This is a genomic window from Paenibacillus sp. RC73 (genome assembly GCF_044908085.1).
Lineage (GTDB): Bacteria > Bacillota > Bacilli > Paenibacillales > Paenibacillaceae > Paenibacillus > Paenibacillus terrae_A.
This window is the reverse complement of record NZ_JBIYCV010000015.1, coordinates 40,678-65,902: the sequence shown is the minus strand read 5'-3', so window position 1 is coordinate 65,902 and position 25,225 is coordinate 40,678. Positions and strand designations below refer to the sequence as shown.

Annotated in this window: 23 protein-coding genes; all 23 read left to right on the top strand. The window is 50.3% G+C overall.

What is annotated here, in order from left to right:
• Positions 1-52: 52 nt before the first annotated feature.
• The 23 genes from spoVT to pabA all read left to right on the top strand — a co-directional run bounded on the left by spoVT (position 53) and on the right by pabA (position 25,224).
• Positions 53-595: a stage V sporulation protein T gene (spoVT, locus tag ABH897_RS24765; RefSeq protein ID WP_044646039.1), complete on the top strand. Its 543-nt coding sequence runs from the start codon at positions 53-55 to the stop codon at positions 593-595.
• 142 nt (positions 596-737) lie between these two features.
• The gene (locus ABH897_RS24760; protein ID WP_283654056.1) at positions 738-2,543 is read left to right on the top strand and encodes a putative polysaccharide biosynthesis protein; all 1,806 of its coding nucleotides are present in this window, start codon (positions 738-740) and stop codon (positions 2,541-2,543) included.
• 161 nt (positions 2,544-2,704) lie between these two features.
• On the top strand, positions 2,705-4,210 hold the full coding sequence (gene yabN, locus ABH897_RS24755) for a bifunctional methyltransferase/pyrophosphohydrolase YabN (protein WP_283654057.1): 1,506 nt from the start codon (positions 2,705-2,707) through the stop codon (positions 4,208-4,210).
• A 295-nt stretch (positions 4,211-4,505) separates the two neighbouring features.
• On the top strand, positions 4,506-4,778 hold the full coding sequence (locus tag ABH897_RS24750; protein WP_007428028.1) for an HU family DNA-binding protein: 273 nt from the start codon (positions 4,506-4,508) through the stop codon (positions 4,776-4,778).
• On the top strand, positions 4,778-5,056 hold the full coding sequence (locus tag ABH897_RS24745) for an RNA-binding S4 domain-containing protein (protein WP_014599342.1): 279 nt from the start codon (positions 4,778-4,780) through the stop codon (positions 5,054-5,056). Before ABH897_RS24750 ends, ABH897_RS24745 begins: the two co-directional genes overlap by 1 nt.
• A gap of 148 nt (positions 5,057-5,204) precedes the next feature.
• On the top strand, positions 5,205-5,489 hold the full coding sequence (gene yabP, locus ABH897_RS24740; protein ID WP_014279048.1) for a sporulation protein YabP: 285 nt from the start codon (positions 5,205-5,207) through the stop codon (positions 5,487-5,489).
• Positions 5,486-6,064 (top strand): spore cortex biosynthesis protein YabQ, encoded by a 579-nt coding sequence (gene yabQ, locus ABH897_RS24735; protein ID WP_149096291.1) that lies wholly within the window; start codon positions 5,486-5,488, stop codon positions 6,062-6,064. The genes yabP and yabQ overlap by 4 nt, the downstream gene beginning before the upstream one ends.
• A 4-nt stretch (positions 6,065-6,068) precedes the next feature.
• On the top strand, positions 6,069-6,398 hold the full coding sequence (locus tag ABH897_RS24730; protein WP_044646042.1) for an FtsB family cell division protein: 330 nt from the start codon (positions 6,069-6,071) through the stop codon (positions 6,396-6,398).
• Between the two features lie 123 nt (positions 6,399-6,521).
• Positions 6,522-7,052 (top strand): S1 domain-containing RNA-binding protein, encoded by a 531-nt coding sequence (locus ABH897_RS24725; protein WP_404581388.1) that lies wholly within the window; start codon positions 6,522-6,524, stop codon positions 7,050-7,052.
• 514 nt (positions 7,053-7,566) lie between these two features.
• Positions 7,567-10,074, top strand: coding sequence for a stage II sporulation protein E (spoIIE, locus tag ABH897_RS24720; RefSeq protein ID WP_283654060.1), 2,508 nt, complete (start codon positions 7,567-7,569; stop codon positions 10,072-10,074).
• A 125-nt stretch (positions 10,075-10,199) separates the two neighbouring features.
• Positions 10,200-10,949, top strand: a complete 750-nt coding sequence (locus tag ABH897_RS24715) for a vWA domain-containing protein (RefSeq protein WP_283654061.1) — start codon at positions 10,200-10,202, stop codon at positions 10,947-10,949.
• Entirely contained in the window at positions 10,933-11,874 is a 942-nt protein-coding gene (locus ABH897_RS24710; protein WP_044646044.1) for a protein kinase domain-containing protein, read from the top strand. The genes ABH897_RS24715 and ABH897_RS24710 overlap by 17 nt, the downstream gene beginning before the upstream one ends.
• A gap of 65 nt (positions 11,875-11,939) precedes the next feature.
• Positions 11,940-13,388, top strand: coding sequence for a tRNA lysidine(34) synthetase TilS (tilS, locus tag ABH897_RS24705; RefSeq protein ID WP_283654062.1), 1,449 nt, complete (start codon positions 11,940-11,942; stop codon positions 13,386-13,388).
• Between the two features lie 47 nt (positions 13,389-13,435).
• On the top strand, positions 13,436-13,975 hold the full coding sequence (hpt, locus tag ABH897_RS24700) for a hypoxanthine phosphoribosyltransferase (RefSeq protein WP_014279057.1): 540 nt from the start codon (positions 13,436-13,438) through the stop codon (positions 13,973-13,975).
• A 97-nt stretch (positions 13,976-14,072) separates the two neighbouring features.
• Entirely contained in the window at positions 14,073-16,115 is a 2,043-nt protein-coding gene (gene ftsH / locus ABH897_RS24695) for an ATP-dependent zinc metalloprotease FtsH (protein ID WP_283654063.1), read from the top strand.
• 279 nt (positions 16,116-16,394) lie between these two features.
• A complete protein-coding gene (gene nadB / locus ABH897_RS24690; protein ID WP_404592845.1) occupies positions 16,395-18,008 on the top strand; it encodes an L-aspartate oxidase in 1,614 nt (537 codons plus the stop codon).
• Complete coding sequence (nadC, locus tag ABH897_RS24685) at positions 17,998-18,888, top strand: carboxylating nicotinate-nucleotide diphosphorylase (RefSeq protein ID WP_283654065.1); 891 nt, start codon at positions 17,998-18,000, stop codon at positions 18,886-18,888. Before nadB ends, nadC begins: the two co-directional genes overlap by 11 nt.
• A gap of 6 nt (positions 18,889-18,894) precedes the next feature.
• Positions 18,895-19,662, top strand: a complete 768-nt coding sequence (locus ABH897_RS24680) for a type III pantothenate kinase (protein WP_044646049.1) — start codon at positions 18,895-18,897, stop codon at positions 19,660-19,662.
• Between the two features lie 225 nt (positions 19,663-19,887).
• Positions 19,888-20,772 (top strand): Hsp33 family molecular chaperone HslO, encoded by an 885-nt coding sequence (gene hslO, locus ABH897_RS24675; RefSeq protein ID WP_025683055.1) that lies wholly within the window; start codon positions 19,888-19,890, stop codon positions 20,770-20,772.
• Positions 20,773-20,792: 20 nt separating this feature from the next.
• Positions 20,793-21,737, top strand: a complete 945-nt coding sequence (locus ABH897_RS24670) for a peptidyl-prolyl cis-trans isomerase (protein ID WP_404521339.1) — start codon at positions 20,793-20,795, stop codon at positions 21,735-21,737.
• Positions 21,738-21,953: 216 nt separating this feature from the next.
• Positions 21,954-22,892 carry a cysteine synthase A gene (gene cysK, locus ABH897_RS24665; protein WP_283654067.1) on the top strand — a complete coding sequence of 313 codons (939 nt, stop codon included), beginning with the start codon at positions 21,954-21,956 and terminating at the stop codon, positions 22,890-22,892.
• 128 nt (positions 22,893-23,020) lie between these two features.
• Positions 23,021-24,643, top strand: coding sequence for an anthranilate synthase component I family protein (locus tag ABH897_RS24660; protein ID WP_404592844.1), 1,623 nt, complete (start codon positions 23,021-23,023; stop codon positions 24,641-24,643).
• 5 nt (positions 24,644-24,648) lie between these two features.
• A complete protein-coding gene (gene pabA / locus ABH897_RS24655; RefSeq protein WP_404592843.1) occupies positions 24,649-25,224 on the top strand; it encodes an aminodeoxychorismate/anthranilate synthase component II in 576 nt (191 codons plus the stop codon).
• Position 25,225: the final 1 nt, after the last annotated feature.

The following is a 25,225-nucleotide window of genomic DNA, read 5'->3' as shown; positions in this document are numbered from 1 at the left end:
TACCGTCAGTAGTTTACTAAATTCTTCTTGAGAAAGTGGGGCAACATGTGAAATGAAAGCTACTGGTATAGTTCGCCGTATTGATGATCTGGGGCGGGTAGTTATTCCTAAGGAAATTCGCCGCACCTTGAGAATTCGTGAAGGAGATCCGCTTGAAATTTTTGTGGATCGTGACGGAGAAGTCATTTTGAAAAAGTATTCACCTATCGGTGAACTTGGTGATTTCGCCAAAGAATACGCTGAGTCCCTGTTTGAAAGCACAGGCCATATTACGATGATTACCGACCGGGACACCATTATTACGGTGGCCGGAGGCTCTAAAAAAGAGTTTCTGGACAAGCCGATCGGCAGCATTATCGAAGGTAGTATGGATAATCGCAAAACGGTACTGGAAACAGCCAGCGGCTCCTATGAGCTGACCCGAGACCACGAAGAAACACTCTCGTCCTTTGTGGCGGCTCCCATTGTTTCGGGTGGTGATCCTATTGGTTCCGTTGTGTTACTGAACAAGGACGAAAACGTGAAAATGGCCGAAATGGAGATCAAAATGGCTGAAACAGCCGCTGGTTTCCTCGGTAAACAAATGGAACAGTAATCCCCCGGTCCGACCCTGTAAGACGTACTGAATGGCGAAAGCCGTCTGTCGTCTTGCAGGGCTTTTTTTCTTTCCAGAGAAAGAGGCGGTATAATAGGACTCGTGAAAGATGCATATTTCAGGTAGGAGTGGGGAACGGACGATGCAGGAAAATCGCGCCGCTTCGCGGCTGCTACGGGGTGCTGTCATTTTGACACTGGCGGCGGTAGCGAGCAAGCTGATCGGTACATTGCAAAAAATCCCGCTGCAAAATATCGGCGGTGACGGCGTTTTCGGTATTTATAATACGGTTTATCCTTTTTATACGCTGTTGATTACCATTGCCGCTGCTGGATTTCCGGCAGCGATATCCAAATTTGTAGCTGAGTATGAGGCGGTGGGAAACCGGGCCGCAGGGCAACGTGTAGCCCGGTTATCCTCCCTTGTATTGGGCATGTTTGGTGTGATTCTGGGTGTGCTGATGTATACGTGCGCACCGCTGATCGGTCAGTGGATCGACAATGCTCATGTCATTCCCTCGGTGAGGGCGGCGGCTTTTGCCTTTTTGTTCGTGCCGGTTATGGCAGGGCTAAGGGGATATTTTCAGGGCTTGCAAAATATGATCCCGACCGCTGTCTCCCAAGTGACGGAGCAGACGGTACGGGTGGGTGTGATGATCATGCTGTTGCTGCTTATGCTGTCGCAAGGAGCCGGACCCGATATGATTGCTGCCGGGGCTGTTTTTGGTTCTGCGGCTGGCGGGGCAGCGGGTCTGGTCGTCATGCTGCTATTCTGGCGCAACCACAGGAAGAAGCTCAGAAGGCAAGGGAGGCTGTCTGAGCAGGCTTTGCAGGTCGCTGGGAAGACAGAACAGATGGGCATACAGGAGACTGCGTCTGGACGTTCTGGCGTCATAGAGAGAACGACGGACGATTTGGTGAGTGGCAGTCGTGCTGTCGTATCAGGTGTGCTAGAGAGTGCAGCCGGGACAGCGCAGGAGCAGGCTGGAGGAGCCTACCGGACAGAGAGCTACGGTGCTTTACTAAAGGCATTGCTTCGTTATGCCCTGCCTGTTTGCCTGGGAGCGCTGGCCGTTCCGCTGATTAGTTTGGTGGACACGTTTACGGTACCTCGCTTGTTAAAGCAGGAGGGATTGGACGATACAGGAGTTATGGTGGCCTTCGGTGTCTATAACCGCGGTCTGCCGCTTGTACAGCTGGTGATGATGTTTGCCACCACGCTGTCGGCATTGTTCATTCCGTCGTTAGCGGAAGCCCGGGTAACGGGCGGCACGGAGCTGGCGCGCCGCCAGTGTGAGCAATCGCTGCGCTGGTTCTGGCTGTTGGGACTAGCGGCCGCGACAGGCTTAATTGTGCTGGCGGTGCCCGTCAATGTGATGCTGTACGCGGATGACACCGGCAGCGGAGTCATGCGCTGGATGGCGCTGACTGCCGTAGGCGGCACGCTCAGCATTATCTCGGCGGCGCTGCTGCAAGGGCTGGGGGCAGTTCGCGCCCCAGCCTTGGCGATGCTCGCCGTAGCCGCAGCCAAGGCGTTGCTGAACTGGCTGCTCGTGCCGCAGCTGGGCACGGCTGGCGCAGCCATCGCGGGAGCCGCCGCCTATCTGCTGGCAGCGGCGATCAACATCGCGCTGCTCGCCCGCCTGGCGGGGCTGCGCTGGAGCTGGTCCGCCAGCGTGCTCAAGCCGGCGGTACTGCTTGTCGCCTTGGCCTGCGCAGCTGCGGCGGCGATGTGGGGCACCGGCGCCGCGCTGGGTGCCTTGGGGTGGGCCGCCGGAGGCCGTGCCACGGCGGCGGCGGAAAGCCTGCTGGGCGTAGCCGCAGGCGCCGTGGTGTTTGTGATCGGCCTCGCACGCTTGAGGCTGATCACGGAGGCGGAGCTTGCGGCGGTGCCCAAGCTCGGACGCCCGCTGGCAGCCGTGCTGCGCAGACTGCGCGTGCTGGCGTAGCCCGTAGCTATGCCGCTTGCGGTTGCGCGGCGGGGTAGCCATTTTATGAGCCTGTATATACTTTGTGGTATAGTAGTGCCAAAGCAAAGGAAGCGGAAGCAGGCAACGCGCCGTATATTTACGGAGTGTGTGCCACGTTTCTGCGGAACGGAGGATTGGACATGAGCGCAATACTAACAGTCGTAGGATTAGGCTCGGGAGACCCGGATCAGCTTACGATAGGGATATTGAACAAAATGCGGGGCGCTTCGGCGCTGTATCTGCGGACGAAGGAGCACCCGGCAGTTAAGGTGCTGGATGAGTTTGGAGTGGCCTTCGAGTCGTTTGACACCGTGTATGAGACCAAGGAATCTTTTCCAGAGGTATACGAGGAAATTACCATTCAGTTGATAGCAGCGGCCGCTAAAGCTGCCGACGGAAGCGAAATCGTCTATGCGGTTCCGGGTCACCCGATGGTAGCGGAAGCGGCAGTACAATTGCTCAAAGAGCGTTGCCCTGCGCAGGACATTAAACTGAACATCCTTGGCGGCGAAAGTTTTCTGGATGAAGCTTTTGTGCGTCTTGGTTTTGACCCGATTGAAGGTTTCCAGTTGCTGGACGCAGGTACGCTGGATGCGAGCTGGCTTCAACCTCAGTTGCACACGCTGATCGGACAGGTATATGATACGTTTACGGCTTCAGATGTGAAGCTGTGTTTAATGGAGCGCTATCCTGATGACTATGAGGTCTACGTTGGTCATGCGCTTGGCGTGGAGGGCGAGGAAGCGGTGCATAAAGTGCCACTGTACGAGCTGGATCGGGTGGAGGGCTACGGAAACCTGTCTCTGGTGTACATACCGCGTAGTGAGGATGATGCGCTGAAACGGCGTTCTTTTGACCGCCTGCATGAGATTGTTGATATTTTACGCAGTCCGGAAGGTTGTCCATGGGACCGGGAACAGACGCATCAGTCGATCCGCAAAAATCTGATCGAAGAAACCTATGAAGTCATTGAAACGATAGATGAGGACGATCCTGATCACATGAAGGAAGAGCTGGGCGATCTGCTGCTGCAAATTTTGCTGCATGCCCAGATGGAAGAAGAAGTTGGAACCTTCAATGTGTATGATGTGATTCAAGGGCTGAATGACAAGCTCATTTTCCGCCATCCACACGTGTTTGGAGACAATCAGGCGAAGGATGCGGAAGAGGCGCTGCAAAACTGGGAGCAGATGAAAGCCGAGGAAAAGCGGATGAAAGGCACAGCTTCAGCACAGCCTTCCGTACTGGATGGTGTCCCTCGTGATTTGCCTGCGCTCATGAAGTCGTACAAGCTCCAGAAAAAGGCGGCGAAAGTAGGCTTTAACTGGGATGGCATTGAAGGCGTATTCGACAAATTGGACGAAGAAGTGGCTGAGCTGAAGGAAGCGGTCCGCGAGGGACATTCCGTGGAGGCGCAGTTGCTGGAGTTGGGCGACGTGCTATTCGTTGCTGTGAACGCGGCCCGTTTTATGGGAGTTGATCCAGAAGAGGCACTGTCCGCCACCAACCGCAAATTTATGGACCGATTCCAGTACATTGAGAAAAGATTACGCGAGCAGGGACGACGTCCCGAGGATAGTAGCGTGGATGAGATGGAGACGTACTGGCAGGAAGCGAAAAAACTCTTGGCAGATCTTAGGCCGTAAAGGCGGCAAATGCCCGTGTGGAGCGTGTCCATTTGAGGAGACTTGCCAATGGGGAGGCTTTTGTAGTAGGATGTTGGCTTAACTGGGGTCGAATTAAAAAACGACTGCCATTGCAGGATTTTTAAGGCCAAGCCAGAATAACTTGTAGTAATTCTGAAAATAACTGTAGTCTACGGGCAACCGTACACCAGTTGTGTTCAGAGCGGCTTCGGCCGCAGTTTGACCTCACGTCTGCCCCATTTTATGGACATGCAGCGTGATGATTATTTTTTGACATTTGGGAGGCTTTTAACTTATGAACAAGACAGATCTGATCAACAATATTTCCAGCAAAAGCGGTTTGAGCAAACGTGACGTTGAAGCTGTATTGAATGGAGTTCTTGGTGAAATTACAGATGCACTCGCCAGCGGCGACAAAGTGCAACTGATCGGCTTTGGTACTTTTGAAACGCGCAAGCGTTCCAGCCGTACAGGCCGCAATCCACAAACCGGCAACACGATTGAAATTCCAGAATCGACCGTTCCTGCTTTTAAAGCCGGTAATAAGCTCAAAGAAGCCGTCAACTAATGCGTCTTGATAAATTCTTGAAAGTCTCGCGGCTGATTAAGCGGCGTACGGTAGCCAAGGACGTCTCCGAACAAGGGAGAGTCGTGGTGAATGGACGCGAAGCCAAGCCGAGCAGTGCAGTCAAAGTGGGCGATGAAATCACCGTCCAGTTTGGCCAGAAGCTGGTGACTGTGCGAGTGGAACGGCTCGCCGACACTACACGCAAGGACGAGGCTGCAAGTATGTACACTTTAGTGAAGGAAGAGCCCATTGCCAGAGACAATGGTTTGAACTGGTAACTGGAATCTAACTTTCTAATATGCTGTACATTAAAGCATCCCTTCATATTCTCATGAAGGGGTGCTTTTTCTTATGCAGTTTCTTTCGTGCAGTTCTAAATCCTGTTGTCCCCTTCATAAGCTAAGAACAGAAGGAGGGGTACATGCCATGATTGAACAAGGGAAGCCCAAACACCATGACCTGCGCATGCAAAGCCGAAAGCAGCTCGACATTTCAGGCGTCAGCAATGTGGAGAGCTTTGACAGTGAAGAGTTCCTGCTTCAGACCGAGCTGGGTCATCTCACCATTCGCGGACAGCATTTACATATCAAAAATCTCAGTCTGGAAGAGGGGCTGCTGTCCATTGAAGGTCTGATTACTTCCCTCGTCTACCTGGAGCCCGGGGCCCCGGCCAAAAACGGAAAAAGCCTATTCGGCAAGCTCTTCAAATGAACCCTCACACACAATGGCTGACATTGACGTGGATGCTGCTGTCGGGCATAGCAATGGGAGTGGTGTTCGACAGCTACCGGGTGCTGTCCATCCGCTTTCATTTTGCCCGTTGGAGCATTCATATGTTGGACGTGCTGTATTGGGTGGCCTCGGCCCTGTTTATTTTCCGTGTGCTGTACGCGAGTAATCGCGGTGAGCTGCGGTTTTATGTCTTTTTAGGACTACTTTTGGGGGTTTGGCTCTATTTTTGGGCCTTTAGTGTTACAACCCAACGTTTTGTGGTAATGTTATTAAAGATAGTCCGCAGACTGACGTTGATCGTGAACAGCATACTGCGCATCCTGATTGTTCATCCGGTGTTGGCGCTGTATCGGCTGGTACGCAAGCTGGTCGGATGGACATGGGCACTTATTGTGTTCCTGGGAAGGATGCTGATATACATCTTGATGCCGGTTTGGAAGCCGCTCGTCTGGCTGATCGGTCCGCTTAAAGCGCGCTGGAGGACTCCAGAATTGCTTGTAAAGCTTGGCATCAGACTGAAAAACACAGCAAAAAGATGGTTTGGAAGGAGGTAGTATCATGCGTAATTCGTCTGTAGATCGCCATTCATCTCCTACGTCCAAGTCCAACGCGGGCGGGCGCAGGCGAATCATGATTTGGTTGCTATCGCTTGCCGCCTTTGGTAGTTGGGCTATTTTTACCTTTTTTTCTCAAGGTATGATTATGGCCGATCGAAGTGAACAGCTCACCCAGAAGGAAAAACAGAAGCAAGCTGCTACACAAACGGAACAACAGCTCCAAACTGAAGTGAATCGTCTCAAGGACCCCGAGTATATCGGAGAAATCGCCAGAAGCAAGTACGGTCTTTACAAACCGGAAGAGACGCCAATCATCGGGGAGCAGAAATAGGCGCATCATTGGGTCAATGCTTAGTTGACCTTGGTTCCGCCATTTTGTATAATCAAATCACCACAGCGGGATTTTTTTGCAAAAAAATCGGTTGTATATTTTAAGGGAGGATCATTTTATTCTATGGCAATTGAAGTGGGCACCAAGTTAGAGGGCAAAGTGACAGGCATCACGCATTTTGGAGCATTTGTGGATTTGTCTGGAGGTGTCACGGGTCTCGTTCACATCTCGGAAATCGCCGATAACTACGTTAAGGATGTTAACGATCACCTGAAGATTAATGATGTCGTGACGGTGAAAGTCATTAATGTTGACAAAGACGGCAAAATCGGACTTTCCATTAAGCAAACGATTGACAAGCCGGCAAGTGAAGCCCGTCCGCCAAGAGCTCCAAGACCGGAGCGCACAGGAGGACCAGGCGGAGGCGACCGTTTCGGCGGTGGAGGTTCAGGTTCAGGTCCAAGTCAAGGACGCGGTGGTGGTGGCGGTGGTTTCAACCGCGATCGTGGAGGCCGTTCGTTCAAGCCTGCACCGGGTAAACCTTCATTTGAGGATAAAATGTCACGCTTCCTGAAAGATAGTGAGGAACGCATTTCGTCGCTGAAAAAGAACACCGAAGGTAAACGCGGAGGACGCGGCGCGAAGCGTGTTTAATTCACTTTGACAACCGTATCAACCATACACGGAAAACCGTACAGTCGAAAGACTGCTACGGTTTTTTTGCGTTCTGCCGACAATAGCTGAAATATATGAAGAGCTATGGGAGCGTGGGAGATCCATCCGGCGGTAATTTTGCATGCGTTTTATGGTATTCAAGATTTGTTGAAGAAAAAGCAGGGCGATCAAGCTGAAAAGTGGACGTTTTTTTTGTCGTGTGGACTTAATCGTCCGACAAACTCCAACGGTTTTCCGTCTATCTTCTGGGCTAATCGCTAGTCTAAGCGAAAGTGTGGGCGACAGGAAGGGGCTTTGTAGGGAGAGGGCGCTCGTAATTACCATACGCTTCCAAGCGGACGTAGCTTGGCATTGAGGCCGATGCTCTGTGCTTTCGCGCAGAACGTTTTTTTGTCGGAAATTTCTTGGAATAAGACGTGAGGTTCTGACAAACTTTCTCAGTCGTTCCGGTTTAAGATGGGAACATCAAATTGATGAATGGGGTGCCTGACGCATGATGGAGAAATGGAACGTGGTACATTTTCCAGGGTTGAAATCCAGAAAGTCCAAATCTAAAGAACGTACGGAAGGTTGGTCTTCCAGACTCAAGAAGCGGCTGGATTCACATAAAGCAGTGCAATGGGTAACGGCGCAAAGATGGATGCTGCTATTGTCTGCGATGGGATTTTTACTGGGACGCGCCACCATTTTGGACGAGCTATCCCCTTTTGCCCTCGCTTATTTTGCAGTCATCATGTTCCTGCGGCGTGATCTGATGCTGCCTGTAGCTGTATCGGTCGTGTTGGGCAGTCTGCTTGCCCCTTATCCATCCTTATTCATGATTGGCGGCGAGCTGCTTGTATTCTATCTCCTGTATCGTGGGCTACGAACCTTTGATCGGCTGGAATTATCTTATGCCCCGCTTATGGTTTTCCTGTCTGTGTTTATGGTCAATTTATTTTACGCGGTGATGGCCCCGTCCTTCACATGGTATGACCTTATCATCGTAGGGACGGATGCGGTTCTCAGCTTTATGCTGACACTTGTTTTTACGCAGGCCATTCCATTGTTTACGTATCGCAAAAAGACAAGCCAGCTCAAAAATGAGGAAATTTTGTGTCTGATCATTTTACTGGCCTCTGTGATGACGGGAGCGGTAGGATGGACGATTCACTCACTGTCTGTCGATCATGTGCTATCTCGCTATTTGGTCTTGGTATTCGCCTTGGTGGGAGGCGCTTCGTTGGGTGCTTCGGTCGGTGTGATTACCGGTTTAATTTTAAGCTTGGCCAATATGTCTGCGATTGTGCAGATGAGTTTGCTCGCATTTGCCGGTTTGCTGGCAGGGATGCTGCGTGAAGGGCGAAAAGGCGCTGTGGCGCTCGGGATGTTGCTAGGTTCCTCAATTCTGACGATCTATTTGGACGGAACCGGGGATGTGCTAACATCGACCTGGGAGAGCTGTGCGGCGATTCTATTATTCTTAATGACCCCAAAAAGCTTCTTTAAAGCGGTTTCCACCTATGTTCCTGGTACGCAGGACCACGCCAAATCCCAGCATGAGTATGCCAAAAGGGTCCGTGATCTCACTGCCGAGCGGGTGACGAAATTTTCCCGCGTATTCAGTCAGCTATCCCGCAGCTTTCACCAGATATCTGCGAGTGAGAGCGCGAAGCCGGAAGGTGAAATCGAGCATTTTATGAACGCTGTGGCGGAGGGAACGTGTGCCTCCTGCTTCAAGTGCGAGCAGTGCTGGGACGGCAAGTTTATGCAAACCCATCAGTATATGACGGAAATGATGAGTGCTATTGAGGATAATCCGAATTTGATGCCGGAGCAGATGCCGCCGCAGTGGAGCAAGGCATGCGCCAAGACGGGCGCGGTGCTGCAAGTGATGAAGCAGCAGTATAGCCTCTACCAGCATAATATGCAGTGGAAACGCCAAGTATACGACAGTCGTCAGCTTGTTGCTGATCAGCTATCGGGCGTATCGCAGATTATGGAGGATTTGGCGCGGGAAATTCAGCGGGAAGGGCAAACCATGCATCGGCAGGAGGAGCAAATACGAGAGGCGCTTGATCGGCTGGGCTTATCCATACAATCTATTGAGATTATTAATTTGGATGCGGGCCAAGTAGAAATTGAGATTGTCCATGCTTATACAAGGGGATTTGACGAATGCCGGAAAATCATTGCTCCACTGCTGTCGGACATATTGGACGAGCATATTGCTGTGATGCGCGAAACGGCGGCAGATCGCCGCCAGGGGTTGGCTACAGTCATGTTTGGCTCCGCCAAAACATATGAAATTGCCACGGGAGTAGCAAGCGCTGCCAAAGGAGGGGATTTTTTCTCGGGAGACAGCTACAGCATGATGGAGCTGGGGAACGGGACCTTTGCAGTCTCTTTGAGCGATGGTATGGGCAATGGAGAGCGGGCGCAGCAAGAGAGCAGCGCGGCGCTTCAAATTTTGGAGGAATTACTGCAATCCGGCATGGATGAGAAGCTGGCGATCAAGTCGGTCAACTCTGTTCTGATGCTGAGATCACCCGAGGAGATGTATGCTACGGTTGATATGGCGCTAATTGATCAGTATACGGCCCGGACGACATTCATGAAGATTGGGTCAACACCGAGCTTTATTAAAAGAGGGGAGGAGGTCATTCCCGTATCTGCCAGTAATTTGCCGATTGGCATTATACAGGATATTGAAATTGATCTGGTGTCGCTTCAATTACAGCCGGGTGATATTTTGATCATGATCACAGATGGTATATACGACTCGCCGGGTTATGCGGTAAACAAGGAAATATGGATGAAGCGCATGATTCAGGAAATTGAAAGCGATGACCCGCAGCAGTTGGCCGACTGCCTATTGGAACGAGTTATTCGTTACCAGCAAAATCAAATCTATGATGACATGACGGTAGTTGTTAGCAAAATAGATCATTTCCGCCCAGAATGGGCCACGCTTCATGTACCGGGTATGAGCTGGAAGGAGCGCCCGCGTACGGTTAGCTGAATAGACATTGCCCGGGAAATTCCGCATCCTTTTAAAAAATCCGCACTCTTCGTTTGAATCGTTCGAGATTCGGCAAAGATAGAATCTATCAGGATAGATTACGAGGAAGCGGAGGTCAAAAAGCTATGAAGCAAATTTTGATCATTACAGACGGATGCTCTAATGTGGGTGTCAGCCCGGTCATGGCGGCGGCTCAGGCTTTACAGGAAGGCATTACGGTGAACGTAGCCGGAGTCATAGATTACGGGACGATTGGCGAGCTTGGAAGTACAGAGATTCAGGAAATCGCTAAAGCGGGAGGAGGTTTCAGCCAAATCGTAGGCACGAAGCAGTTGGCACAGACCATGCAGATGATGACCCGCAAAACAGTGGTTCAAACGATTCAGCAGGCGGTTAATAGAGAGTTAACGCATATTTTGGGTGAGGGGGGCGCTCGACATATCGGTGAACTGCCGCCGGCCAAACGGGCCCAGGTGGTCGAGGTGATGGATGAACTGACTGAAACCAGCGCTTTGGAAATTGCTTTGCTCATTGATGCCAGTGCGAGCATGAAGCCCAAGCTGCCTGCTGTAGAAGACAGTATTCGGGATTTGCTGCTCAGTTTACAGTCCAGAAGCGGGCCTAGCCGTATTTCTGTCTTTCATTTTCCTGGGGGACGGATGGGTGAAGATGCGGTAATGGATATAGGTTGGACCTCTGAACTTAGCCAGGTTAAGTCGATATTTGGCCGTTTGCGGATGAAGGGGGCGACGCCAACAGGTCCAGCCATTTTACAAGTGATTGATTATTACCGATATGTTACACTAGGGGAACAGAAAGATATGGAAGAATCCTATGGCAAAGGAGAAGGGATGCTCGGTGACTACGTCGTCTGATCCCGTTCTTGCACCCGGAACGGTCATCAAGGGCAAGTGGAAGCGGAGCAGCTATGTCATTCAGCGTCTGCTGGGCCGTGGGGCGAACGGAACTGTATATTTGGTAAAAGAGGCACAGGCAGATCGACAATTTGCTCTGAAAATGGGGAAGAACACGCTTGATCTGCAATCGGAGATTAACGTGCTGACCACATTGCAGTCGCAGGGAACCCAATCCGCTCTCCAGCAAAACGGACATCCATCCTTTTTGTTCGAGGTGGACGATGTATCCTTGCGTAGCGGTGGGGAAATACCCTTTTATGTCATGCGATACGTCAAGGGAGACCCGCTTCACCGTTTTGTGGCGCTCAAGGGAGCGGAATGGTATGGTGTGGCTGGAACTGGCATATTGAATCGTTTGGCTGATCTGCATCAGGCAGGATGGGTATTTGGCGATTTGAAGCCTCAAAATATTTTGGTCAATGCCTATGGAGAAGCCGAGTTGATTGATTATGGCGGGGTGTCACTTGCGGGACGGAGCGTCAAGCAATTTACAGAATGGTATGACAGGGGATTCTGGAATGCGGGCAGTCGAAATGCCGATTCTCAGTATGATCTGTTTGCCTTTGCCCTTCTGACTATTCATATATTGGAGGGCGAATCGTTAAAAGTAGCGGCGGGCAGGCTACCACAGCTGCGTAATACGGCGGAATTAACCATCATCATTCGTCGTAGCCGTGTATTACGACCCTATGCCGAATGGCTGATGGGTGCAGTGCGTGGAGAATATCCCGATACCCGTGTGGCGGCTCGTTCCTGGTCGCGTCTGGCTGCTGCGCATGTCAGGCAATCGTCCGTGAAAAGAGGAACTCCACGCTGGCTGGGATATGCTTTCACTCTCTCGCTTTTGCTGCTTGCCGGAGCGCTCTGGATTGCGCTAAGGTAGCGGCAGGACTTACATAAGATAACAGAGGATCATCATTTTTCGGTCGGCAGAAAAGAGGGTCGTGAATGGGAACAACAAAACCGACCGGTGTTGTACAGGAAGTGCTCGCCCTCGCGCGGGATCATTCGCTGTGGAGCCCCGGAGACCGCATTGTGGTTGCTGTATCCGGCGGGCCGGATTCGGTGGCCCTTTTGCACATTTTACATGAAATATCCGTTGTACATATGTCTTTGCAGTTGATCTGTGCTCACGTCCATCATGGCTTCAGACCGGAGGAATCGGATGCGGAGGCTGAAGAGGTACGTCACATGGCCCTGAAACTTGAGGTTCCGTTTGAAATGATTCGCGTTGATGTGCCCGCTTATATGAAGGAGAGCGGCAAGGGACCGCAGGAAGCGGCTCGCGAGCTGCGCTATACCTTTTTGCATGATACGGCTGCAAAGTGGGCGGCACAGCATATTGCGATGGCTCATCATGGGGATGATCAGGCCGAAACCGTTCTTCTGCACTTGCTGCGCGGTAGTGGCCCGGCGGGTTTGGCGGGTATGCGGCTGACACGCAAGGAAAAAAATGTGCAACTCATTCGCCCGTTGCTTCGTATGTACAAGGCTGACCTGATCGAGTTCTGCAAGTATCATGACCTTTCCTATGTAACGGATAGCAGTAATTTATCATCGAAATACCGCCGCAACTCCATTCGTATGGATGTGCTTCCTTTTTTGGGGCAATATAATGAGCAACTGACACCTTCTCTAAATAGGCTGGCTGAAACCATGGCTGACGAAAATGATTTTATGGAGGCATCCACGCTGGCGGTATATGAGGAATTGGTGCACATAGATAACAGCAGGTATATGTTTTCCATCGCTTCCTATCGTAAGCTATCCGTTGCTTTACAACGGAGGTTGATTAAACTAATATTAAATTATCTGCCTTCGGACAGTGAAAATTTAGATTTTCGTAAAATTGAGACCGTTCGACTGAGGCTTCTCCAGGAACGACCATCCACGTGGAGTCTGGACTTGGGCGGCGGTGCAGTTGGAGTCCGCGAATATGACCAAGCGGTTTTGTTTGACCGTACGCAAGGCGTTATGGGCGAATGGTGCTATGGACTGGACGTATTGCCTATTTCCGGTGAGCTTGAATTGCCTGAGGCGGGGGGGATACTTCGGTGGCGAAGAACTTCTTATCCGGTTGGACAAAATCCGGCAAATGAGGAGGAAGCATGCTTCGACGCAGATGAATTGGTTCTGCCGTTGACAGTACGCTCGCGATTACCTGGAGATACCATGTATGTAATGGGATTAAACGGAAGAAAAAAGGTTAAAGATATTTTCATTGATGAAAAAATACCTCCTTCGCTGCGTCCCGTTATTCCCGTCGTCTGCGACCGTTCCGGGGCTATTCTCTGGATTCCGGGCGTGCGGCGTTCTGTACATGCCGCGGTGCAAAAGCACACGTCTTCGGTTATATACATGTCATGGCAAAGACAGGAGAGTCCAGGGCATCGGTAATTGCGCAGGAACGGCTTTCATAGTATAAACTTAGGAGGTTTACACCGTTGCAAAATGATATTCAGGAAGTATTGATCAGCGAAGAAGAAATTCAGAGTAAAATCAAGGAATTGGGCGCACAGCTCAGCGTGCAATACGAAGGAAAGAATCCGTTGGTGATCTGCGTGCTGAAGGGTGCGTTTATCTTTATGGCGGATTTGGTTAAAGCTATTACAGTACCACTTGAGCTTGATTTCATGGCTGTATCCAGTTATGGTGTGTCCACCAAGTCATCAGGCGTCGTTAAAATTATTAAGGATTTGGACGCTTCGGTTGAAGGACGCGACGTTCTGATCGTCGAAGATATTATCGACAGTGGCCTGACGTTGACTCATTTGATTGAATTGCTTAAGAACCGTAATGCCAATTCGGTATGTGTCGTAACCCTGTTTGACAAACCTGCCCGCCGGACGGTTAATCTTGAAGCTGATTATACCGGATTTACTCTTCCGGATGCGTTTGTTGTGGGTTATGGTCTGGATTATGCCGAGCACTACCGGAACCTCCCATACATAGGGATTTTGAAGCCGGAAATCTACACCAGCTAATCTCAGCCTCCAGTCCTAGGACTAAATAGCGTCCTTTGTTGAGAAGGGCTTATAGGCTATGGTAAAATAACTTAAGTGTTTCGAGAGGAGGTAGGGGATGAATCGGTTCATCCGGAATTCTGGTTTTTATTTGATTCTTTTTTTAGTTGTGGTGGGTATCGTTCAGTTTGTCAGCAACAGTAACGAAGCCTCCGATCTCCCTAGATATGACCAATTACGGCAAGAGGTTAAAGCAAATAATATCTCTAAAGTAACGGTCCAATTTGACGGTTACGCCTATCTTGTAACCGGTGCATATAAGAAGCAGCCGGCTAATGCCAAATCCACCAATTTTTCTGTGTATGTTCCGCCAACGGACTCTGCTTTAACCGAACTGGTTAATGCTAGTGAAACGAACGGATTTGAATACGTACAGAAGAAAATGGAAGGCGAAAGCATTTGGCTGACGTTCTTGACTTCTATTGTTCCTTTGGTGATCATGTTCCTGTTGTTCTTCTTCCTGTTTAATCAGGCGCAGGGCGGTGGCGGCAAAGTTATGAACTTCGGTAAGAGCAAAGCCCGTCTTTATAACGAAGAGAAGAAGAAAGTCACCTTCGAAGACGTGGCAGGGGCCGACGAAGAGAAGCAAGAGCTTGTTGAAGTCGTAGAATTCTTGAAGGATCCGCGTAAGTTCGCAGCTGTGGGCGCCCGTATTCCAAAGGGTGTTCTGTTAGTGGGCCCTCCGGGTACTGGTAAAACACTCTTGGCGAGAGCTGTTGCAGGCGAAGCTGGAGTACCTTTTTTCAGCATCTCGGGTTCTGATTTTGTAGAAATGTTCGTCGGTGTCGGCGCTTCCCGTGTACGGGATTTGTTCGAAAACGCGAAAAAGAACGCACCATGTATCATTTTCATTGATGAAATTGATGCTGTCGGACGTCAACGTGGCGCTGGATTGGGTGGCGGACATGATGAACGTGAGCAGACGCTTAACCAATTGCTCGTTGAGATGGATGGATTCGGAGCGAACGAAGGTATTATCATCGTAGCTGCAACGAACCGTCCGGATATTCTGGATCCGGCATTGCTTCGTCCGGGACGTTTTGACCGTCAAATTACAGTTGATCGCCCAGACGTTAAAGGTCGCGAAGCTGTGTTGTTTGTACATGCACGCAACAAGCCATTAACTAAAGATGTTAAAATGGATGTTATTGCGAAGCGTACAACAGGCTTTACAGGCGCTGATTTGGAAAACCTGTTGAACGAAGCTGCGTTGTTGGCAGCCCGTCGTGACCGTAAAGATATTTCGATGCGAGAAGTGGATGAAGCGATCGACCGTGTTATCGTAGGTACAGAAAAACGCAGCCGCGTAATCAGTGACCGCGAGAAACGGATTGTAGCTTATCACGAAGCAGGCCACACGATTATCGGCTTCTTCCTGGAAAATGCCGACATGGTTCACAAGGTAACGATTATTCCACGTGGACGCGCAGGCGGATATGTCATCATGCTTCCGAAGGAAGATCGCATGCTGACAACCAAGCAGGAATTACTGGACAAAATCACTGGTTTGCTGGGTGGACGCGTATCCGAGGAACTGTTTATTGGTGAAATCGGAACAGGTGCCTATAGTGACTTCCAACAAGCAACAAGCATCGCACGCAGCATGATCGTGGAATACGGTATGAGTGAGAAGCTCGGTCCAATGCAGTTCGGCACTTCGCAAGGCCAGGTATTCCTTGGACGGGATATCGGTCATGAGCAGAACTACAGTGATCAGATCGCTTATCAGATTGACCAGGAGATGAACCGTTTCATCACCGAGTCTTATGAGCGTGCCAGAGAACTCCTGACCAAGTATTCCAAAGAGGTTCATTTGATCGCCCAAACCTTGCTGGTAGAAGAAACTCTGGAACTTGAGCAAATTAAACGTTTGATCGAGACAGGTTCTTTGGACGGTAGCACGAATGAGGGAGAAGGAACACCACCGGAAAATGGTGAGCCTGTGATCGACAACATCGGAGACGTTCGTGTACGTATTCAAGGCAAGGATGACGAGCCAAAGAATACAACGGATCAACCGAATGATATTCCTAATCTGCAAAAGCCAGAGGACGGTAATAATTCGGGCAACTCTGGTGGCACTCCACCGACAACAACCTGATCATCGGGTTGACAGTTGAATATGCGTAGATGAAAGCTCCGGGGAACCAGTAACGATTGGTTTTCCGGAGCTTTTTAAATACTGGAGAAATAGCTGAGGCGATTTGACAGACGAAGGAACGTTGTGTACATTTATTGTTAAATAAACGGCTGTTCGTGTTCTTAGCTTATACAAGCTGTCAGCCGCTGTAACCGACTTTCAATCCTTTTGAACATATACCTTGAGCGCATACTGTACAACCTATGGTGTGCGCTATTCTTCTGTGAAACAGGTGAAGGCATGATTCCAAGATATCTGGTTGATTTTGATGTAGCGGAATTACCCAAATTCGAAGCCGACGTGATGATTATCGGCTCCGGCATTGCGGGCTTATATACGGCCATTAAGGCTGCGGAGAATCGGCGGGTGTTGCTAATTACCAAGAAGGCATTGTTGGAAAGCAACACCAAGTATGCGCAAGGCGGCATCGCCGCTGTCACTTCGGCTGAGGATGCACCAGCTTATCATATTCAAGATACTCTGATTGCAGGTGCAGGTTTGTGTGAACCTGAAGCGGTCAGGGCTCTTGTTCATGAGGGTCCAAGCGGTGTACAGGAATTAATACGTTTAGGAACGGCTTTTGACCGGGAGAATGGCGAACTTGCGCTGACACAGGAAGGCGCACATAGCCATCGGCGCATCTTGCATGCAAATGGGGATGCCACTGGGTATGAAATTGTTCGTGCATTGTCAGAGAAGGTCGCTGATCATCCCGCTATCGAGGTATGGAACGAGCATATGGTGATCGACCTGCTGACCGAGCATGGCGAGTGCATCGGCGTTCTGGTTCAAAAGCCGAATGGCGAACGATTATATGTCACTGCGAATGTAACGATTTTATGCTCCGGGGGCGGCGGACAATTATATCGATACACGACCAATCCCGATATCGCGACCGGGGACGGGGTTGCTATGGCATATCGCGCTGGCGCAGCTGTGCGGGATATGGAATTTATACAGTTTCATCCGACAGCTTTGTGTCATCCGGGTGCTCCAAGATTCCTGATTTCCGAAGCCGTGCGGGGCGAGGGGGCAGTGCTGCGCAATATTCATGGAGAGCGATTCATGGAGCAGTATGATTCCCGACAGGAACTGGCACCAAGGGATATTGTAGCTCGTGCCATCGTTCATGAGATGGAACGTACGCAGGCTGCGTTTGTATATCTGGATATTACACATGAGCCTTCTGAACGGATCAAGCAACGGTTTCCAACCATTTATCGAACATGTCTGTCCTTTGATCTCGATATAACGACGGACTGGATTCCTATAGCGCCCGCTGCGCATTATATGATGGGCGGCATCCAGACCAATTTGCATGGAGAAAGCACCCTTGCACGCCTGTTCGCTTGTGGTGAGGTGTCTTCGACGGGTGTACACGGGGCTAATCGGTTGGCGAGTAATTCGTTATCTGAGGCGGTCGTATTCGGTAGCAGGATTGTCGAGCGGTTACATTCTTTACCGCCGCTGGCTGGTCATACGCTGATATCCTACAACGACAACCGCGTGGACTCTCTTGCTTCGTCTATCATGGAGCAGCAGCTTAAGCTGCAAGAAACAATGGTTCATTATGTCGGAGTCCGTCGGAATGGGGAGGGGCTGCAAGCAGCACTGGATCAGCTACGGGGGCAGATGTCCGTTTTGAGCGCTGTCCTGACCAGTCGGGAAGAGATTGAGTTTGCCAATTTGCTCACCTGTAGTTTGCTGGTCACGGATGGGGCGTTGCTGCGTGAGGAAAGCAGGGGAGCACATTACCGTGACGATTTTCCTACAGCAGACGATGGCGTATGGCGCAAGCATGTCCAGCAGCGACGTGAGCAAGGGATAACGGAGGAGTGCGTTCATGACATCTAACAGCGAGCATTACGGAGAGTTTAGCGGGTATCAGGAAGAACTGACAGCACAAATTCGCAGCTGGCTGCGAGAAGATACAGGATCGGGCGATGTGACCACGCGCTGGACCATCGAGCCGAATCATCAATCCAAAGCGGTAATCCATGCCAAGGAATCCGGTGTTGCTGCGGGCTTGCCTGTGGCAGAACTCGTATTTCGGGTCGTAGACCCCTCGCTGTCCTTCACTCCACTGGTGACCGATGGGCAATGGATCGAGCAGGGGACCGTTCTGGCAGAAGTGACAGGGAGTACCCATGCGATTCTGACTGGAGAACGTTTGGCTCTAAACTTGATTCAGCGGATGTCCGGCATTGCGACGCGAACAAAATCTTTTGTCGACCAGCTCCACGGACTTTCGACGCGCTTGGTGGATACACGGAAAACAACACCAGGGCATCGGCTGCTTGAAAAATACGCTGTTCGTGTGGGTGGCGGTTCCAATCATCGGTTTGGCTTGTACGATGCCGTTATGATAAAGGATAATCATATCAAGGGTGCCGGTGGGATTATGCAGGCAGTGACCCGGGCACGTACTCATATTCCGCATACGATGACGATTGAAGTAGAGACGGAAAATATGGAACAAGTTCAGGAAGCGCTGAATGCCGGAGCGGATATTATTATGCTGGATAACATGTCCGTTCAGGAGATGAAGGAAGCAGTTCGTTTTATTCGGGAACAGGCTCCACATGTCAAAACGGAAGCTTCAGGCAATGTATCGCTGGAAACGGTGCGTGCGATGGCTGAGAGCGGCGTAGATGTGATTTCTGTAGGCAGGCTGACTTACTCTTTTCATAATCTGGATATCAGCCTTGACCTTAACGCAAAGAAAGATAGGTGACACCGATTGATTCTTGTAGTGGATGTGGGCAATACCAATATTGTGCTGGGGATGTATCAGGGGCGCGAGCTGCTGCATCATTACCGGATTAGCACCTCCAGACAGGCAACCGCAGATGAATACGGCGTGCTCATACATAATCTTTTTAGTATGGGCGGTGTATTTAAGGATGATATTGAAGGGGTCATTATCTCCTCAGTCGTTCCACCGCTGGTTCATGTATTGGAGGAAATGTGCGACAAATACATAGGCAGAACGCCCCTAATTGTCGGACCGGGAATCAAGACCGGTCTTAATCTGCGTTATGAAAATCCGCGTGAAGTAGGGGCTGACCGGATCGTGAACGCCGTTGCTGCTGTCGAGCGGTATGGCGGTCCTCTGGTTGTGGTGGATTTTGGAACAGCGACGACGTTTGATTGTATTGATGACAAGGGAAACTACTTGGGTGGAGTCATTGTGCCAGGTATCGGGATATCGACGGAGGCGCTGTATCAACGAGCTTCCAAGCTGCCTCGCATTGAGCTGGAAAAACCCAAGAAGGTCATCGGCCGCAATACGGTTCATGCTATGCAAGCGGGGATCATTTTTGGTTATGCAGGGCAAGTGGACGGTATTGTGGAGCGCATCAAGGAGGAAATGCAGGCAGAGCCTACGGTTATTGCTACCGGGGGTCTTGCCGAGTTAATTGCCTCGGAGACACGGAGCATTCAGAAAGTGTTGCCGATGTTGACGCTGGAAGGCTTGCGTATCATTTACCAACGTAACGCTGAATAAAAAATGGATATAAGCTGCCGCCGAGGCCAGCCGGAGATGAAACCGGTTTGGATTGGCGGCGTTTTTCGTCTATACTGAAATATGTTACGTTTTTGAACGATTCGCGTGATCTGTCGATGCAGGTTGTTTATATAGCAGGAATCATGCTTTAGTTATGCGGAAAAAAACATACACTAACGAAAATAACATCATATAGCTGCTCTGAGCATAGGGGAGGAAATCAATTTGGAAAAGAAACAGGATCGACTTATTCGTGGTACAGCTATGGATGGAAGGGTCAGAGCCTTTGCGGTCCGGACAACAGAACTGGTGGAGGAACTGCGGAGAAGACATGATACGTATCCTACCGCCACCGCTGCTTTGGGACGAACACTTACAGCGGGTGCCATTATGGGCTCTATGTTAAAAGGTAAGGAGCGACTGACCGTTCAAGTTAAAGGTGACGGTCCAATCGGACAAATCGTCGTTGATGCCAACGCTGTAGGTGAGGTGCGGGGCTATGTGTCCGAGCCGCATGTGCATTTGCCGAGCAACAGTATGGGCAAACTGGATGTAGCAGGTGCTGTCGGAACAGAGGGCTTTATTCATATCATCAAGGATTTGGGATTAAAAGAACCGTATCGTGGCAGTACCCCGATTATTTCCGGCGAGCTGGGTGAGGACTTCACCTATTATTTTGCTAAATCGGAGCAGACACCTTCGGCGGTGGGCTTGGGCGTGCTGGTGGATACCGATAACTCGGTTATCGTGGCGGGCGGATTTATTATTCAATTGCTTCCGGGCTTGGATGATGATGAGATTACGGCCATCGAAAATGCAGTCGGCTCCATTCCGCCAGTTACAGCTCTGTTGGATCAGGGCTTGGAGCTTGATGAAATGCTGCGCTGGATGCTGCCGGACGTTCGGATTCTCGACGAAATGGATATTCATTTTCAATGTGAATGCTCGCGAGAGCGTGTGGAAAAAACATTAATCAGTTTGGGAGAAAGCGAATTGGAGCAGCTGATTGAGGAAGAGGGACAGGCCGAGGTCGTGTGCCACTTCTGTAATGAGGCTTATCAGTTTAATAAAGACGAATTGCAAAATCTGTTAGATCAAGCCAAAGCCTAACCGGATGGGCGGTGCGAGCGATGACTACACGGGAGAAAGGATTATGGACGACTGTCATTATCCTGACCGTCAGTGTCGCCGCCTTGGGTGGTTTTATCATGCTTCGCGGGCTGTTAAAGCCGGGTGATGTAACCAAGGACGACGGCGATCATACTGTGGCGGAGATGGGTCAGGAAGGCATATCTGAGGAACAGTGGATTGCAGAGCTGAAAAAACGCTATGGAGCCACTACACTGTTGCAAATGTTAAACCGCAAAGTTGTGGAGGCGGAGGCTGGGCGTCTCGGTATCAAGGTTACCCAAGAGGATTTGCAGCAGGTGCTGAAGCAGGATAGTAAAGGGTATGCCTCGGATCGCGCCTATTTTGATGAAATGCAGCAACAGTTTGGATTAAATCCGGATGATTTGCGGAATGAGGCGGAATACCGGATTGGGTTGGAGAAAATAGCCACACAGGGTATTCAAGTTCAGGAAGCTGAGATTGACGAGTACTGGAAGCAACATCCTGAGGAATTTGCAGTCGGCAAGCAGATCAAGTTGGCAGCCATATACCCGACCCAATCGGAGGAAGCTGAGAGGCTACTTGAACGGGTTAAGCAGGGAGAAAGCTTTGATACACTTCTTCAAGAACATTCTAGTCATCTTGACGGCAAAGACAAAAGCGGACAGCTGGGATGGGTGGATGAGTATGATCCTTTTCAGCCGCAAGAGATTATGGAGGCAGCGAGAGAGCTAAGCTCCGGTGATGTTGCTGGTCCCATCGCTGTTAACGAGGGCTACGCCGTCATTTTTGTACAGGATATCCGCTTGGAAGCTCCCCCGAACGAACAACAGATTCGACAGCAAATTCGCCGCTCGCTTGCACTCGCTCAAGCTGCCCCTCTGGAAGAGGTAGAGAAAAGCTTGCGTGATAAATATGGGGTACGCATTTTGCCTGGAAAAGATATGCCCTCCATTTCTCTATAAACAGAGTGAGCGATCCTTGATTTGAAGGAAGCGCGATGCTGAAAATCAGAGCTGGAGGCATCGTGTTTTTTATGGCTCGTATTGACAATGGATTTGAAGATTGTTATGATTATCGTGAAAAACCTACCTTTTTTATCGGAAATTAAAACCAGGATTGATTAACAATGTGATTTTGCAAAATTTAATATAACATTCAATGTCAGGGAGGAACTTATCATGGCTAAAGTTGTCAATAGCGTTACCGAACTTATCGGTGAAACCCCTCTCGTCCGTCTTAACCGGATCGTACCGGAAGATAGCGCAGAAATTTATTTGAAACTGGAATACCAGAACCCAGGGTCCAGTGTAAAAGACCGCATCGCGATTAGTATGGTGGAAGAGGCTGAGCGTGAAGGACTGCTCAAACCAGGCGGTACGATTATTGAAGCTACCAGCGGTAATACAGGAATCGGCTTGGCTATGGTTGCAGCTGCAAAGGGCTACAAGGCAGTAATCGTTATGCCAGAAACAATGAGCTTGGAGCGTCGCAACCTGCTGCGCGCTTACGGAGCAGATCTTGTGCTGACACCCGGATCGGAGGGCATGAACGGCTCTGTTAAGAAAATGGAAGAGCTGCTGAGTGAGAATCCGGAGTATTTTGCTGCCGAGCAGTTCAAGAACAAAGCCAACATCAAGATTCACCGTGAAACGACAGGCCCTGAGATCGTTGAAGCCATCCGCTCCATCGGTGGTAGCTTGGACGGTTTTGTAGCCGGGATTGGTACAGGTGGTACTATTTCTGGTGCAGGGGAAGTGCTTAAGAAAGAATTCCCTGAAATCAAAATCGTTGCTGTAGAGCCCGCTGCTTCTCCAATCTTGGCTGGTGGCAAGCCAGGACCCCACAAAATTCAGGGGATTGGTGCCAACTTCATTCCTGAAATTTTGAACCGTGACATCTATGATGAAATTATTCATGTAGAAAACGATGAAGCTTTCGAAGTTGCGCGTACAGTAGCCAAGGAAGAAGGCATCTTGTCGGGTATTTCCTCCGGTGCGGCTGTTCATGCGGCTTTGAAACTGGCTAAAGAATTAGGCAAAGGCAAGCGTATTGTTGTCATCGTTCCAAGTAATGGTGAACGTTACCTGAGTACGCCACTGTATAATTTCGAGCTGTAATTACGTCGTAATTGTGTATACTATATGTAAGGAGTCCCTCATTTCCCTGTTCCCAGGGGGGTGGGGGATTCTTTTTAAAAATAGCTTATAGACTTTGCGCAAAGTAGGGGAAGGGGAAGCACACACGCATGAAATCGACAGCTAGAGTATCGGAGGCACAGTGGCAGGCTTGGCAGAAGGAAGGATGGAGTATGCTCCCATATATCGCTGAGTATCAGTTACCTGCGGACGGTTTACCCTTATCATGGCAGAAGGCATGGGAGGATTCGTCCCCATATGCCTTTTTACTGGAGAGCGCTAAAGGCGGGAGATACACCTATCTGGGCTTAAATCCGGTTGCTATATTGGAAGGTAAAGGGGAACAGGCAGTCTGGACCGATCTAAAAAGCGGCAAGCGTGATCTTATACACGGACAGCCCCTGATAGCCATGAACGACTGGATCGCTCCCTACCGTTCGCCGCGCGTACCGGGCATCTCTTTTTTCACTGGAGGCTTTGCCGGTTATTTCGGCTACGATGTAGCTCGCTCACTGGAGCGTCTACCGATACAGGCAGCAGACGATACAGGCATACCGGACTATGTATGGATGCAAGTGAACGAGCTATGGATCTATGATCATGAGGAAGGCCGTATTTATTGCACTGTTCATACGCCCACACCTGTTCACCTGGATACCGTCAGTAGTAACACCGCCAGTGTCGATGATGTCGCTTTGGATCAGCAGAAAGCCATACTTTCCGAATATTACGCAGAAGCTGTCCAGCGTGCAGAACGTATGCTGACCCAGTGGGAAAACATCATACAAGCCGGAGCATCTGACCCTGCTTATATTCGCCGTTGCGCAAGGCTTGCCGAAGAAGAGCTGTTCGTTGCTCATCATGAAGCAGAAGGCTGGAAAGCAGCTTTCAACCAACAGGATTTTGAACACGCCGTAAAGCGCGTGCAGGAATACATTGCACAAGGTGACGTGTTTCAGGTGAACCTGTCGATTCGTCAGCAACGTACGCTGGCAGCCCAGCCTGAGGATATCTATGAGTGGCTTCGCCTGCTGAACCCTTCCCCTTACATGGGCCTGCTGCGGATGCCGGATTTACGAATCGTCAGCGGTTCGCCGGAATTACTGGTAAAGCTGGAGGATGGACGCGTCAGCGCACGTCCCATTGCAGGTACGAGAAGGCGAGGACTCACACCGGAAGAGGATACTGCCATGGCTGCCGAGCTGCTATCGAGCGAAAAAGAGCGCGCCGAGCATATCATGCTCGTCGATCTGGAACGCAATGATATCGGACGGATTGCTGAATACGGAACGGTGCATGTGCCAGAGCTGCTGACAGTGGAGTATTATTCGCACGTGATGCATCTCGTTTCTCAAGTAGAGGGTAAGCTGGCTGCGGGTCGTACCGCTTTAGATGTGATCGCCGCCACTTTTCCTGGGGGAACCATTACCGGAGCGCCCAAGGTGCGCACTATGGAAATCATTGAAGAATTAGAGCCTGTCCGGCGTGGTCCTTATACAGGGTCCATGGGGTGGATTGACTATAACGGCAATATGGAATTAAATATTATAATAAGAACACTAGCTGTCAAAGGTAGCACGGCCTATTTACAGGCAGGTGCAGGCATTGTCATTGACTCAGACCCGTACAGGGAATATCGCGAGTGCCGAAATAAGGCAAGAGCCGTCATGAAGGCAGTACAATGTGGTGAAGAAGAAGCCGCTTTGAGCAAAAGCGGTATCACAGGAGGGTGAGTCGTATGATTTTGGTGATTGATAACTATGATTCGTTTACGTACAATCTTGTTCAGTATTTGGGTGAGCTAGGCGAGGAAGTAACCGTAAGACGGAACGATGAGATTGATCTGAAAGGCATAGAAGAGTTGGCGCCGGAGCATATTCTGATTTCACCGGGTCCATGCACGCCGAATGAGGCGGGAATATCGCTGGATGTGATTAGCCACTTTAAAGGGCTGATTCCGATCTTCGGCGTTTGTCTGGGTCACCAGGCCATCGGACAGGCGTTTGGGGGGAATGTCATCCGGGCTGAACGACTCATGCACGGCAAAACCTCACCGATTCTCCACCATAATACATCGGTATTTGAAGGCTTGCCTTCCCCGTTCACAGCGACCCGGTATCATTCTTTGCTGGTGGAGCGCGAGAGCCTGCCTGAATGTCTGGAAATTACCGCTGAAACTGCGGAAGGTGAAATTATGGGCTTACGGCATAAAGAGTTTGCCGTGGAAGGAGTTCAGTTCCATCCTGAGTCCATCATTACGGACCACGGGCATCAGCTGTTACGCAATTTCCTAAAACGCAAGGTAGGCGTCTGAT